The sequence below is a fragment of the Gorillibacterium timonense genome, from assembly GCF_001457415.1.
In the GTDB taxonomy this organism is placed as follows: domain Bacteria; phylum Bacillota; class Bacilli; order Paenibacillales; family NBRC-103111; genus Gorillibacterium; species Gorillibacterium timonense.
This window is the reverse complement of the sequence record NZ_LN881724.1, coordinates 2,206,383-2,219,868: the sequence shown is the minus strand read 5'-3', so window position 1 is coordinate 2,219,868 and position 13,486 is coordinate 2,206,383. Positions and strand designations below refer to the sequence as shown.

The following is a 13,486-nucleotide window of genomic DNA, read 5'->3' as shown; positions in this document are numbered from 1 at the left end:
GAGACCTGAACATGCATGTGTCTGAAGATATCCTCAAGGTAGCCGAAGCGGCCGAAGAAAAAGCCGCTAGCAGGTTGAAGGAGCTTGACCGCCTCGCGGAAACCAATCAATGGAAGGTAATCGAAGCTTTTCAAAAGCATAAGGTGAGCGATTTCCATTTTGCCGGATCGACGGGCTATGGGTACAACGACCGGGGCCGTGAGGTTCTCGACCTCGTCTATGCTGATGTATTCGGCGCGGAAGCGGCTCTTGTTCGTCCGCACTTCGTATCCGGTACCCATACGATCGGAACGGCACTGTTTGGTGTTCTGCGTCCGGGTGACAAGCTTCTTTACATAACCGGGGACCCTTACGACACTCTTCATAACGTGATCGGCAGCGGCAAGGACGGCTCTGGGTCTTTGGCCGACTTTGGCATCCGCTACGGGAAAGTGGACCTGAAGGAGGATGGAAAGCCTGACTGGGAGGCCATCGATGCCGCTTTGACCGCGGATACTCGCGTCATCGGCATTCAGCGTTCTCGAGGCTATGCTTGGCGCTCCTCTTTTACCGTGGAAGAGATTGGGGAAATGGTTCGCTTTGTGAAAAAGAAGAAACCGGAGGCAATCGTCTTCGTAGATAACTGTTATGGCGAATTCACCGAGCTTCATGAGCCGACCGAGGCGGGGGCCGATCTGATTGCGGGCTCGCTGATCAAGAATCCAGGCGGAGGGATCGCTCCCACCGGCGGCTATATCGCGGGCAGAGCGGAGCTCGTGGAGAAGGCCGCATTCCGTTTGACCGCTCCGGGGATCGGCGGAGAAGTGGGGGCGATGCTCGGAACGATGCGCAGCTTGTTTCAAGGCCTTTTTCTTGCCCCTCATCTGGTCGGACAGGCACTCAAGGGAAGCGTATTCGCTGCGGCCCTGTTCGAACAACTAGGATTCGATACGAAGCCGGGGTGGCAGGATTCCCGTACGGATCTCATTCAAGCGATCCGGTTTACCGGGCCGGAGCACCTGATCGCCTTCGTTCAGGGCATCCAGAAGGCATCGGCAGTTGACTCGCATGTCGTTCCGGAGCCTTGGGATATGCCGGGCTATGACGATCCGGTGATTATGGCGGCGGGAACCTTCATTCAAGGCGGCAGCCTGGAGCTTTCTGCCGACGCTCCTGTTCGCGAACCTTACATTGCTTACATGCAGGGCGGACTGACTTATGCCCACGCCAAGCTTGGAGTTATTCGCGCATTGGAAAATATGAAAAATCGAAACTTATTGTAATTAAACCTAACACAGGTTGACACGTTTTCGTTCTCAGTGTAAGATGAGGAAGAATATCAGTCACAGGAGTGATTGGACTTGAACAATGATGAAATCCGCAGGAACATGGCGCTGTTTCCGATCGGGATCGTGATGAAGCTGACCGACCTCACCGCCAGACAAATCCGTTATTATGAGCAGCATGAACTGGTGAAGCCGGCACGGACAGGCGGGAACCAACGGCTGTATTCCTTTATCGATGTGGAACGGCTCCTGGAGATCAAGAACTTGATCGAGAAGGGCGTGAACATCGCTGGAATCAAGCAGGTTCTGTCTCCGATCACCCAGAATTCCGAGGAAGCGACGGTTATCACCGTGGAAACCGAACAGAAACGCAAGGAATTGTCGGATTCGCAGCTTCACAAGATGCTTAAGCAGCAGCTATTTACGGGCAACAAACGCCCCAACCAGGTTTCTTTGATTCAAGGAGAGCTGTCCCGCTTCTTCCATTGAGCAAGCGGAGAGCTTTCGATACCGGGATAAAGAAGCGGCGGGTTCCGATTGGTACCGGCAGCCGTTATCTTTGCTCTAAATTGGTATCGCATTCATCAGAATCCTTTTACAGCCATCGAATACGGACATGTACTTACCAATAGGGAGGAATCGGTTTCGTGACGACCAAAGGGTACAGCAAAGAAGATATTCTTCGCATTGCGAAGGAAGAGAACGTCCGGTTTATCCGTCTGCAATTTACGGATTTGCTCGGAACGATCAAGAATGTGGAAATCCCGGTAAGCCAACTGGAAAAAGCGCTCGACAACAAAATGATGTTCGACGGCTCGTCCATCGAAGGGTATGTGCGGATCGAAGAATCCGACATGTACCTGTACCCGGATCTTGATACCTGGGTAATCTTCCCTTGGGTAACGGAAGATCGCATCGCTCGCCTGATCTGTGATATCTATCTGCCGGATGGCACTCCTTTCCCCGGAGACCCCCGCGGCATTCTGAGACGCGCCTTGAAGGAAGCCGAGGAAATGGGCTACACCACCATGAACGTGGGTCCGGAGCCGGAATTCTTCCTCTTCAAGACGGATGAGAAGGGCAATCCGACGACCGAGCTGAACGACCAAGGCGGATATTTCGATTTGGCTCCGACCGATCTCGGCGAGAACTGCCGCCGTGAGATCGTTCTTACCCTGGAAGAGATGGGCTTCGAAATCGAAGCTTCTCACCATGAGGTTGCTCCCGGCCAGCATGAAATTGACTTCAAATATGCCGATGCACTGAAAGCGGCCGATTCGATTCAAACGTTCAAGCTCGTGGTCAAGACCGTGGCCCGTCAGCATGGGCTGCATGCGTCCTTCATGCCGAAACCGCTGTTCGGCGTGAACGGCTCCGGCATGCACTGCCACCAATCGCTTTTCCGCGGCAAGGACAACGCCTTCTACGACGAAGACGACAAGCTGGGACTCAGCCAGGACGCCCGCTATTACATGGCCGGTATTCTGAAGCACGCCCGTTCGTTCGCAGCCGTAACGAATCCTACGGTTAATTCGTACAAGCGGCTCGTTCCCGGCTATGAAGCTCCGTGCTACGTCGCTTGGTCGGCGAGCAACCGCAGCCCGATGATCCGCATTCCGGCATCCCGCGGACTCAGCACGCGCATCGAAGTTCGGAATCCCGATCCGGCGGCTAACCCCTATCTGACGATGGCGGTCATGCTGAAGGCGGGTCTGGACGGCATTCGCCACAAGACGCAGCTGCCGGCCCCTGTCGACCGGAACATTTACGTCATGACGGAGGACGAACGGATTGAGCAGGGCATTCCCAGCCTGCCGAGTGATCTGAAGGAAGCCCTGAACGAGCTTCTTCGCGACGATGTCATCTGCGAAGCCCTCGGCGATCACGCTCTTTCCTACTTCTTCGAGCTGAAGGAGATCGAATGGGATATGTATCGCACACAAGTTCACCAATGGGAACGCGATCATTACATGACGCTGTATTAAGAGAGGGTTAACCTCGGCATCCAATGCCGAGGTTTTTTTTTTGGGAATTTCGCAATTTTTTTGGTTGGACAGAGGATGGTTCCAAATGTAAAATCTAGAGAACTGTAACAATGCATGGGTCCGCCTTGAATAGCAAATGGGTACTGTTGACCAGGAGGTGATTACTTGTCAATAAAAATTCTAATCATTGAGGATGAAAAATCAATTCAACATATCCTAAAAGCATTTTTGATTGATGCAGGATACGAGGTCTGTCTTGCGGATAATGGCTTGGAAGGGATCTCGGCTTTTCATAAAGATACCTATGACCTTGTGTTGCTGGATATTATGATGCCGAGAGTAGATGGCTATATCGTCTGCGAAATGATACGAAACGAGAGCAAGATCCCCATTATTCTCCTTACAGCCTTAGATGATGATGAGAGCCAGATGAAAGGCTTCGATCTTTTGGCTGACGATTACATAACAAAGCCATTTTCCATGCCACTGGTGTTGCGAAGAATTGAAGCTGTTCTGCGACGGACAAGGAACTGCAACGAGAATCCGACCATTCTAACTCATAAGGAAATTCAACTTGATACGGAGAAGTATAAGGTCTTTGTATCCGGTAGTGAAGTGGGTTTGACTGCTCGTGAATTTGAAATTCTACGGTTGCTATTGGAGAATAAAGGACGTGTTTTTACAAGGGACAACCTGTTAAATCAGATTTGGAACTATCATTTTTTGGGGGATGAAAAAATCGTCAATACCCACATCAAGAATATTCGCAAGAAACTTGAGGTTGACTGCATCGAAACGATAAGAGGGGTAGGGTATAGAATTGATAAGAAGGATTAATAACAGTCTTGTTGCCAAAATCTTTCTGACAATTGCGGTTGTTTTATTTGTGGTCAGCTTCATATTGTACGGCATCATGATGGCAGTAATGCCAGTAAGTTATCGAAACCTTGCCACATCAAATTATACGGTCCAAATCAGTCAGCTTACTTCCAAATTAGAAAGCGGCACATTGGAGGATGCCATTCCCAAAATCTATGACTTCTGTATCGTGAATAGTGCAGTAGCCATCTTGTCCGGTAATGGAACGGAAATGTCCTTCGGAGGAAATAGCATAAAAGAGTACAGGGATGATAATCCAACTCAAACGACAACGATCTCACTGCATTTTAGCGGGACTTCAGAAAACTATCTTTTGAGCATATCCATTGCCAGTAATACAGCTGATCAAATTAAACAGACATTTTTGAAGTTACTTCCAATCATCGCAGGAATCATTCTCATTATTTCTGCGATTGCTGCTTTTTTCTGTTCCCGCTTCTTATCAAAACCGATTATTGAAATCAGCAATAGCTCAAAGAGAATGACAGCCCTTGATATGACATGGCGTTGTAAGATCAGGCGTTCCGATGAAATTGGTAGTTTGGCTTCCAATCTCAACACAATGGCAGAAAAGTTGAACAATACTCTTGAGGAACTGAAATCTGCTAACGAGAGGTTGAAGGGAGATATTGAACGAGAGCGGCAGCAGGAGAAACAACGTGTGGACTTTTTCAGGGCTGTTTCTCATGAATTGAAAACCCCGATTACGGTTTTGAAGGGGGAGTTGGAGGGGATGATCTATGCTGTTGGAGACTATAAAGATAGAGATACTTACCTCAAGCACTCCATGGGAACAGTACTTGAAATGGAGCATCTGCTGAAAGAAATTATGGCTGCTTCTCGTATGGCAGCCGATGACCTTACTTCATCATTGTCAACAATCAATGACGGACAATTGATTACAAATTGCTGCCGAAAGCTGCAGGGCTTGGCGGAAGATAAGGAAATGACCTTCATTTATGAGATCGAAAATCCTTTTCTTTATCGCGGCGATGAAGCTATGTTAAAAAAAGCTTTCTCTAATATTATCAGCAACGCAGTATCCCATTCACCTACGGGTGCAGCCATTACCGTTTCCTTTAAAGACGGTTTGTTTCGAGCAGAGAATACAGGCGTTCAGATTAACCAATCGGATTTAAGGCAAATCTATCAACCCTTTTATCGCGTAGAGCAATCGCATAATCGAAATACAGGCGGTAGTGGTCTTGGATTGTACATCGTGAAGACGGTTTTTGACCAGCATGGACTACCCTATAAAATTGAAAATACTGATAAGGGTGTTCACTTCATCGTCAGTTTAAGAAACAACATAGCTTGACATTTGAGGAGAAACCAAGGAGCTAAGCGACGTTTTTTGCTTAGCTCCTTGGTTTTTTGCGTCTCCCACTGCCATCAGGAGTAGATTGAACGATGACATTTGAGATATCCTCTTTTTTTGCAGCTTCATCTAAAATCCTCCTGTACTCCACCTTAACTCCACCATAATTTTCGAAAATCAAGCTATCCTAGAAATGGAGGTTTAAAGAATGAATTTACTAATAAGGGCTTTCCTTTATGTCACTAGGAAATGGGGGAAAAGCTTACTGTTGTTTTCCATTATCTTTGTCATTTCGACCCTTGTTCTTTGTGGTTTGGCATCGTTGGATGCAGAGGAAAAAACTTCTGTGGAGCTTCGTGGTACTACCGGTGCCAGTTTTACGGTTAGCCGAAATTTGTCAACAGGCGGATGGGGGAGTGGAAAAGGCGGCTCGTATAGCACTCAGGAATTTATTACCGATGAAATGGTAAAGAAAATTGCTACTGTTGAAGGTATTGAAGCCTATAATGCAACTTATGCGACCATCTTCGAGTTTTTTGACACAGATGGTCACGATTATGAGCATATCAATCCCATAGGACAGAGTATGGTTGATGATCAATATTATTCCATCGGTACTATGCACTCCGAATATTCATCGATGTTTTTGTCCCACGCATTTACGTTGGTCGAAGGACGTCATATTACAAATTCTGATCATAATGTTCTTCTAATCAGCAAGGCTATCGCCGATAAACATAAGTTGCACCTTGGAGATCCCATTGTTGCCGTCAATGATCTCTCTGAGGAATTTACTATCATCGGTATCTTTGATGTCGTCTCGGATAAGACTGACGAGAAGAATAGCTACAATATGGCATCTTATTATGATTATGAAAACTATGCATTTATGGACATCAAAGCAATGGCAAATGTCCTTAAGAACTTTCCGGATGGGCCGAGCGAAGGCTATTCTTCCGCCGACTTTTTTGTTACTGACCCTACGCAGTTAGAAACCATCATCATGGAGGTACATAAAAAAGATAGCATCAACTGGAACAACTTCACGGTGTCTGCGAATAATGAGGTCTACGAACGAACCGCTCATTCGATGTCGGATATGAGTTCTCTGATACGGGCATTGATTATCGTGATTGTAGGAATTAGTATGGGCATCGTTACGTTAATTCTTACCATGTGGGTGAAAAGTCGCATCAGAGAAACGGGTATCCTGCTGGCCGCTGGTATATCAAAACGATCCATTTTGCTACAGCAAATTTCTGAAGTTGGATTCATCGCCATATTCGGTTTCTCACTGTCCTATTGGTTCAGTAAAGGAGTAGCCGGAAATGTCGGCAGCCTTTTTGGAATGACAACAGATCGTGTAATTGTTACGTCAAGGCACTTCGGTTTCGTTTCCAGTCTTGGTGCAGTCATTTTGATTTTATCCATTCTTATTTCAAGCATTTCTACCATGAGAGTAAAGCCAAAAGAAATCCTATCCAAAATGAGCTGACAGGAGGTATGCCCTATGAACTCATGGAAGCGGGCCTACCTTCATACAACCCGAAAAAAAGGAAAAACCATCCTCATTTTTAGTATCCTGCTGATTGTATCCACCTTGCTTTTGACTTGCCTTGCGATACGGACCGCAACAAGCGTGACAGCCCTAAACATTCGGAAATCCCTTATGGGGAGCTTTACCATCAATGCAAAACAACTGGATATGCAGCTGGAAGATTCTGTTGTGACCGAGATTTTGAATATCGATGGCTTGACTACCCACTATAACCTCCGTTCCTATTTTCGAGCGGATTACCGCAGTTTGGATGGACAAGCGCTTGAAATCACTACTGATGGGGCTTTGGATGTTCCGAAAGGGTATGAACATGCAGGTAAAATAATTAGCAATACACATTCCGATGCAGATCCCTATTTCACGGAAGCAGGATTTAAACTTAAAAAAGGACGGCATATAACCGCAGAGGATAGAAATGTCGCTCTTATTCATGAAGAATTTGCACAGCGTAATATGTTATCTCTCGATGATCATCTCATTTTTGGAGCAACAGGGGAAACAAACCGTCAGGCTGAGGTTGAAATTATCGGTATTTTCACGAATACCGTTCCTCAAGATGCTTATGGAATGATACCCTCCTATGATTTGTATGAGAATATTGCTTTCTCAGATCATGCGACCTATTCACAGCTTTCCTATGGGGATGGCATCGAACATTATCAATACGGTGATTTTTATGTTGATGATCCGGCTGAACTGGACAACGTCATTTCCAATGTAAAAAGCATTACTGGATTAAACGGAGATGAGTGTATTTATTCAAAAAATGATGCGGATTACCAGAATGCAAAAACGGCCTTGGAAGCCTTACAGAGATTGGTAACAACGATAGTCTGTGTACTGATAGCAGTTAGCGTTGTGCTTCTCATTTTAATTTTGTCCTTGTGGACACGAGACCGTGTTCATGAAGCGGGTGTGCTCTTAGCAATGGGTATTAACAAGGGAGATATTCTGATGCAGCATATTTTGGAAATCCTGATGGTTGCTGCTCTTGCCTTTGCGTTGTCTTTCGGAACAAGCTCACTTTTGGCGCAAAGAGTCGGTAATCATTTCCTTCAACAAGCAACCGCCAAAGAGCAAGTTAAGCTAATGAATCTAACAGATGAAGCCGCAAATGATAAGGAGGTAGACAAACTGTTTTCACTAACTTCCATAAAAATGAACGTATCCGGGTCAAATTTGCTGCTTGTCTATGTCATTGGAACGGGGATCATTCTGCTGTCCGTATCACTTGCGGCTTATCCTGTTATGCGAATGAAACCTAAAGAGATTTTAACCAGAATGAGCTAAGGAGGATGTAGGAGATGTGTATTTTAGAAGGAAAGGGAGTTCAATACTCCTATGACAATAAGAAAAAGGTGTTAAAGGATATTCATATCCAGCTGGAAACGAGCAAGATGTATGCGATCCTTGGTCCATCCGGTTGCGGTAAAACCACATTGCTTTCCCTTTTGGGTGGTCTAGATTGCCCTACCGGAGGCCAGATCTTGTTTAAGGGTAAGGAGCTAAAAAAAACCGATCTTTCCGACTACCGTAAAAACCATGTTGCTTTCATTTTCCAAAGCTATAACCTTATCGACTATATGACAGCTGTTGAAAACGTCAGACTTTCCACAAGATTGCCTGCATGGCCGGTTTTGGAAAAATTGGGATTGACCAAAGAGGAAGCCCATCGGAATGTTCTGAAATTGTCTGGCGGTCAACAACAACGCGTGGCGATAGCCCGTGCTTTGGCTTCGGAGGCTCCGATCATCCTTGCGGACGAACCAACGGGAAATCTTGACGAAGATACGGCAAAAGGAATCTTCACGATCCTGCAAGAGAGTGCTCATCAATTAAATAAATGCGTGGTCATTGTTACCCACTCGTATGAGCTTGCAAAACAGGCAGATGTCATCTTGCAACTAAAGCACGGCGAAGTACAAATGCTAACACACTTTAAGCAGGAATCGGGCAACTGAGCTTATCAAAGATAAGAGTGATGTCGACTCTGAGAAAACATGAGGACACTGGATAAGGTTTTGTGGTGAACAAGATCCGTCATCAACAAAACCCTTGAAGCCGCTGCAGCCAGCTTCAAGGGTTCTGTTTTACTCTTCCATGTCATAGGCGGCGAGCGCAGCCGGTAATGATTGAATCACGCTCTGTCCGACGGCGGGAAGCCCCACCAGGATGGCGCTGATGATCTCTTCGCGGGTGGCTCCGAGGGCTTTGGCATGCTTGACGTGAAAGGGGACGCCGCTCTCCATTCGGCTTGCGGCCAGTACAGCTAAATAGGTCAGCTCTTCCGTCTTCGGATCGAGCTTGCTTGCGGCCCCCAGCTTCTGAACGGCTTCCATCCAGGCGGCTTGATGCTCGGATGCTTCCGTCAGAAAAGCTTGGAAGGATGAACTGATCCCTGCATGTTCAGTCATGGTCGTTTACCTGCTTTCATATGAGATGTCATTGAAATAAAACAAAGCCTCTCCGATTGCATAAGGATGCGTCTGTAGGAGAGGCTTTGCGTTTGGCTTATATGGGGGGGAGATCAGTGAATATCGCGGAAAACTCCAACGACCTTGCCCAGTATGGAGACGTTCTTCAGAAGAATCGGCTGCATGGTTGTGTTCTGCGGTTGTAGGCGTATGTAGTCCTTCTCTTTATAGAAGGTCTTTACCGTCGCTTCATCGTCCTCATTCATCGCGACGACGATATCGCCGTTATTCGCAGTGCTTTGCTGGCGAACGATTACATAATCGCCGTCATGAATTCCGGCATCGATCATGCTCTCTCCTTGGACCGTCAGCATGAATACCGTGTGATCCCCGACATAATGCTCGGGGAGAGGGAAGTAATCCTCGATGTTCTCTGTAGCTGTGATCGGTACGCCGGCGGTAACCTTCCCGATCAGGGGAACGCGGGCAATCGAGAAGGAAAATTGCGATACCGTATCGTCGCCGGTTCCGAGAAGCTCGATCGCGCGCGGCTTCGTCGGGTCTCGACGAATCATTCCCTTCTTCTCCAAGCGGTCCAAATGTCCGTGGACGGTCGAGCTGGAAGCAAGGCCTACAGCCTCTCCGATTTCGCGAACGGAGGGAGGATAACCCTTAGCCCGGACCTCGTTGCGGATAAATTCTAGAATGGCCTGTTGTCGGCCCGATAGTTTCGTCACGATTATCACTCCATCAGGGGGAATTAATAAGAAAAGTATACCATAGAATAAAAGTTCGTACAAACATAAGTTCGTTTTTCATGTTGACATGAACGTATGTTCGCGTTATATTGAAAACAGAACAAATGTTTGGAGGTTGTTGACCGATGAGCTCTTACTATTATTGTGAACCTGCTGCCCCCCGCACGAGTGGAAGGGAGATCACCGTTGTTTTGAGGCCCCGAACGAAGGATCGCCAAACCGGAATCATGAGCAGCAGCAGCCTTCATCCGTCACGAACGTTTGTTCTTGCTCTGCTGATCACACTATCCTTGTTCAGCGGTTTTCTTGTTACCGCTTATGCGACGTCGGATTTGCCCGCGAGCAAGAATTCAACGGGTTCTACGAGTGTAGCAGCAGCTTTACTAGCCAATGATACCGCTAGCGGACTGCAGATCATTGATGTAGCACCAGGGGACAGCCTGTGGAGCATCGCGAAGGAATATTCGAAGGGACGAACGATTCCTTCTTATATGAGAGAATTGATCGAACTCAATGATCTCGCTTCAAGCGAATTGCAAGTTGGGCAACTGCTTGTTTTGCCTGACGAGAAGTGAGCATGACGAGGTACTGAGCGCGCAGCCTTCCTAATCAGGCTATGTTACTACCAAGATGATACAAGCGGGTATCCTTCCCTTTGAGACCTGAGGATACCTGCTTTTTTGTGCGTTCCGCCGTTTCACCGACTCGGTCGGATCTACGCTTGACAAGGCATTGTCCGAATGGCAAAGTAATAGAGAAACTCGCATCAGGGAGGTGCTTTCATGAGCATAGACGAAACGGTTGCCCGTATTAACGAGTTGGCACGCAAAGCCAAAACGGTCGGGCTGACGGACGAAGAACTGGAAGAACGCAACGCTCTTCGTCGGATCTATATTGACGCTTTCAAGAGGTCCTTGAAGTATCAACTGGACTCCATCAAATATGTAGAGGATGAAGAGAACAATGTCCCGTAAATGGGAGCGTATGGTTGAGAAGAATCAGAAAACGATCAATGCGAAACGAAAGAAGGAAGGACTTTCTCCGGTATCGGCGAAGGCCAAGGAAGCCAAAGAAGCCTTTAAGGGAATGAACTGGATGCTTCCGTTTTTCCTGGTCCTGATCACGATTCTGAACATCGTCATGTTCATTCGACAGGATGCAATGACGAGAGGAAATTGGATCACTTTCGCGGTCTACATTTTGCTGGCTGTTCTGCTGCTGTTCATGAATCGCCCGACACTGTCAATCGGGCGCAGCTCGATCACATCTCGCCGGTTCGCAAGCTTTCAAACGGCTACGGCAGCTGACATTGAAGAGATTCAATTGATGAAGAATGCCGTCGTGATTCGACTGAAGACGAAGAAGAAACGTTGGGTCTACACGAAAATCACTCATTGGTTCCCAATAGCCTCCGTCTCAGAAAGGCTTCGGGAGTTTGCCGAAGTGAATCACATTGCCTTGGCTGATGATAACCAGTAATGATGTGGGGGTAGGAGAACATGGGGATTAAGGCCGTTTTATTTGATTTGGATGATACCCTGCTCTGGGATGAACGAAGCGTTAAGGAAGCGTTCGAAGCCACATGCGTGTTCGCTGCCGAACAGCATGCGGAATTGGACCCGGAGCAGCTGGAAGCCGAGGTTCGCAGGGAAGCGAGAGCGCTCTATGAATCGTTCGACACCTTTCCTTTCACCAAGATGATCGGCATTAATCCGTTCGAAGCGCTTTGGGCGGAATTCAGCGGCGGAGAGCTGGAAGGCTTCCGCAAGCTGCAGGCGTTCGCTCCAGGCTATCGGGAGGAGTCTTGGACCCGTGGCTTGAAGGCGGTGGGGATCGACGATGCCGAGCTAGGCTCGATTCTTGCCGAGCGTTTTCCTGCCGAACGCAGAGCTCGTCCGCTCGCCTACGAAGAGACGTTTGAGGTTTTGGATGCTCTGAAAGGGAGATATAAGCTGCTCCTGTTAACCAATGGAGCTCCCGATCTGCAGAAGGAAAAGATTGCAGGCTTTCCGCAGCTGGCCGCCTATTTCGACCACATCATCATTTCAGGCGAGTTTGGCGAAGGGAAACCATCACCCAGCATCTTCCGAAATGCGGTTCAGCTTCTCGATATTTACCCGGAAGAAGGAATCATGGTTGGCGACAAGCTGACGACCGATATTCTTGGCTCCGGCTCGATCGGGATGTCGAATGTATGGATTAACGCCCACGGAATGACACAAACGGGTGATGCCCTCCCCACCTGGGAGATTACTCGGCTCCGCGAGCTTCTCGACATTCTTCAAAAGCTCGAATCCTGATTATCATCAAAGGTAATTAGAGGCGAATCTCACTCAGACAACAAGAGGAGGTTCGCCTTTTTTCTAAAGATTGAGAAATTCCCATGACTCAAACCAAAGAACCGAGGAGGAGAACGGATGAAAAAGGCATTGGTTTTCGGAGGAACGCGTTTTTTCGGTAAACGGCTTGTGGAATTGCTGCTTGAGCAAGGAGTAGAAACGACGATCGCTACTCGCGGTCAGACCGCAGATTCTTTCGGAGAGCGGGTAACCCGAATCCAATTGGATCGGGAAGACCGCAGCTCGTTGGAAGCCGGGCTGGGGACAGGCGAGTGGGATACGGTCTTCGATAATATTTGCTACTCGCCCAATTCAGCACTTGATGCTTGTGAGTTGTTCAAAGATCGGGTAGGAAAATATGTATACACCTCCAGTATGAGCGTCTATGATCTGGGAGCTGGATTGACTGAGGATGTCTTCGATCCTTATACCTATCCGATAATAATGGGCACTCGGAGCGATTTTCCATATGGAGAAGCAAAACGATTGGCCGAAGCGGTTTACTTCCAGCAAGCAGCTTTTCCGGTAAGCGCCGTCCGGTTTCCCATCGTGCTCGGAACCGACGATTACACACGCCGCTTACATGTTCATATCGAGCGCGTGTCCAAGGAACTGCCGATTGGAATGCCGAATCCGCAAGCGGAAATGGTCTTTATTCGATCAGACGAAGCCGCCCGGTTTCTTCTCTGGCAGGCGGACGCTTCTTTGACAGGCCCGTTTAATGCTTGCTCGAACGGTTCGATCGCGCTTGAAGCTCTCATCAAGCGGATTGAGGCTGAGACAGGGAAAACTGCGCAGCTCGTTCCCGAAACGGAGGAGGCGGGTATGTCTCCCTTCGGAGTACCCGAATCCTGGACGGCATCCAACCGAAAAGCGGCAAATGCGGGCTTCACCTTCCTCACTTTGGGAGATTGGCTGCCTGAGCTCGTTGAAACGATCGCGCATTCGGAATAAGTCGAAACAGCCTTCG

The 13,486-nt window shown here is 47.9% G+C and carries 16 protein-coding genes; 13 read left to right on the top strand and 3 right to left on the bottom strand.

What is annotated here, in order from left to right; translation table 11 throughout:
* Positions 1–11: 11 nt before the first annotated feature.
* The 5 genes from BN2684_RS22830 (at position 12) to BN2684_RS22810 (ending at position 5,447) form a co-directional block, all read left to right on the top strand.
* Positions 12–1,262: a methionine gamma-lyase family protein gene (locus BN2684_RS22830; protein WP_058304695.1), complete on the top strand. Its 1,251-nt coding sequence runs from the start codon at positions 12–14 to the stop codon at positions 1,260–1,262.
* Positions 1,263–1,367: 105 nt separating this feature from the next.
* Positions 1,368–1,754 (top strand): MerR family transcriptional regulator, encoded by a 387-nt coding sequence (locus tag BN2684_RS22825; RefSeq protein ID WP_058304694.1) that lies wholly within the window; start codon positions 1,368–1,370, stop codon positions 1,752–1,754.
* 158 nt (positions 1,755–1,912) lie between these two features.
* The gene (gene glnA, locus BN2684_RS22820; RefSeq protein ID WP_058304366.1) at positions 1,913–3,250 is read left to right on the top strand and encodes a type I glutamate--ammonia ligase; all 1,338 of its coding nucleotides are present in this window, start codon (positions 1,913–1,915) and stop codon (positions 3,248–3,250) included.
* Between the two features lie 165 nt (positions 3,251–3,415).
* Positions 3,416–4,087 (top strand): response regulator transcription factor, encoded by a 672-nt coding sequence (locus BN2684_RS22815; RefSeq protein ID WP_108722242.1) that lies wholly within the window; start codon positions 3,416–3,418, stop codon positions 4,085–4,087.
* On the top strand, positions 4,071–5,447 hold the full coding sequence (locus tag BN2684_RS22810) for a sensor histidine kinase (protein ID WP_058304365.1): 1,377 nt from the start codon (positions 4,071–4,073) through the stop codon (positions 5,445–5,447). The genes BN2684_RS22815 and BN2684_RS22810 overlap by 17 nt, the downstream gene beginning before the upstream one ends.
* Here the strand turns inward: BN2684_RS22810 and BN2684_RS24625 are convergent.
* Complete coding sequence (locus BN2684_RS24625; RefSeq protein WP_159065834.1) at positions 5,427–5,576, bottom strand: hypothetical protein; 150 nt, start codon at positions 5,574–5,576, stop codon at positions 5,427–5,429. The genes BN2684_RS22810 and BN2684_RS24625 overlap by 21 nt on opposite strands.
* A 79-nt stretch (positions 5,577–5,655) precedes the next feature.
* Between BN2684_RS24625 and BN2684_RS22805 the strand changes: the two genes are divergently transcribed.
* From BN2684_RS22805 to BN2684_RS22795, 3 genes are read left to right on the top strand one after another with little or no spacing between them, the layout of a single operon-like run.
* Positions 5,656–6,942 (top strand): ABC transporter permease, encoded by a 1,287-nt coding sequence (locus BN2684_RS22805; RefSeq protein ID WP_058304364.1) that lies wholly within the window; start codon positions 5,656–5,658, stop codon positions 6,940–6,942.
* Positions 6,943–6,957: 15 nt separating this feature from the next.
* Positions 6,958–8,295: an ABC transporter permease gene (locus tag BN2684_RS22800; protein WP_058304363.1), complete on the top strand. Its 1,338-nt coding sequence runs from the start codon at positions 6,958–6,960 to the stop codon at positions 8,293–8,295.
* A gap of 14 nt (positions 8,296–8,309) precedes the next feature.
* On the top strand, positions 8,310–8,966 hold the full coding sequence (locus BN2684_RS22795) for an ABC transporter ATP-binding protein (RefSeq protein WP_058304362.1): 657 nt from the start codon (positions 8,310–8,312) through the stop codon (positions 8,964–8,966).
* A gap of 129 nt (positions 8,967–9,095) precedes the next feature.
* Here the strand turns inward: BN2684_RS22795 and BN2684_RS22790 are convergent, their stop codons facing one another.
* Both BN2684_RS22790 and lexA read right to left on the bottom strand, forming a co-directional pair.
* Entirely contained in the window at positions 9,096–9,419 is a 324-nt protein-coding gene (locus BN2684_RS22790) for a carboxymuconolactone decarboxylase family protein (protein ID WP_058304361.1), read from the bottom strand.
* 113 nt (positions 9,420–9,532) lie between these two features.
* Positions 9,533–10,156, bottom strand: a complete 624-nt coding sequence (gene lexA / locus BN2684_RS22785) for a transcriptional repressor LexA (RefSeq protein ID WP_058304360.1) — start codon at positions 10,154–10,156, stop codon at positions 9,533–9,535.
* A gap of 146 nt (positions 10,157–10,302) precedes the next feature.
* Between lexA and BN2684_RS22780 the strand changes: the two genes are divergently transcribed.
* From BN2684_RS22780 to BN2684_RS22760, 5 genes are all read left to right on the top strand, one after another.
* The gene (locus BN2684_RS22780; RefSeq protein WP_058304359.1) at positions 10,303–10,752 is read left to right on the top strand and encodes a LysM peptidoglycan-binding domain-containing protein; all 450 of its coding nucleotides are present in this window, start codon (positions 10,303–10,305) and stop codon (positions 10,750–10,752) included.
* A gap of 207 nt (positions 10,753–10,959) precedes the next feature.
* Entirely contained in the window at positions 10,960–11,151 is a 192-nt protein-coding gene (locus BN2684_RS22775) for a DUF896 domain-containing protein (protein ID WP_058304358.1), read from the top strand.
* Positions 11,141–11,656, top strand: coding sequence for a hypothetical protein (locus BN2684_RS22770; protein ID WP_058304357.1), 516 nt, complete (start codon positions 11,141–11,143; stop codon positions 11,654–11,656). Before BN2684_RS22775 ends, BN2684_RS22770 begins: the two co-directional genes overlap by 11 nt.
* A gap of 20 nt (positions 11,657–11,676) precedes the next feature.
* Positions 11,677–12,477: an HAD family hydrolase gene (locus BN2684_RS22765; RefSeq protein WP_058304356.1), complete on the top strand. Its 801-nt coding sequence runs from the start codon at positions 11,677–11,679 to the stop codon at positions 12,475–12,477.
* A 117-nt stretch (positions 12,478–12,594) separates the two neighbouring features.
* Positions 12,595–13,470, top strand: coding sequence for an NAD-dependent epimerase/dehydratase family protein (locus tag BN2684_RS22760; RefSeq protein ID WP_058304355.1), 876 nt, complete (start codon positions 12,595–12,597; stop codon positions 13,468–13,470).
* The last annotated feature ends 16 nt before the right edge of the window (positions 13,471–13,486 follow it).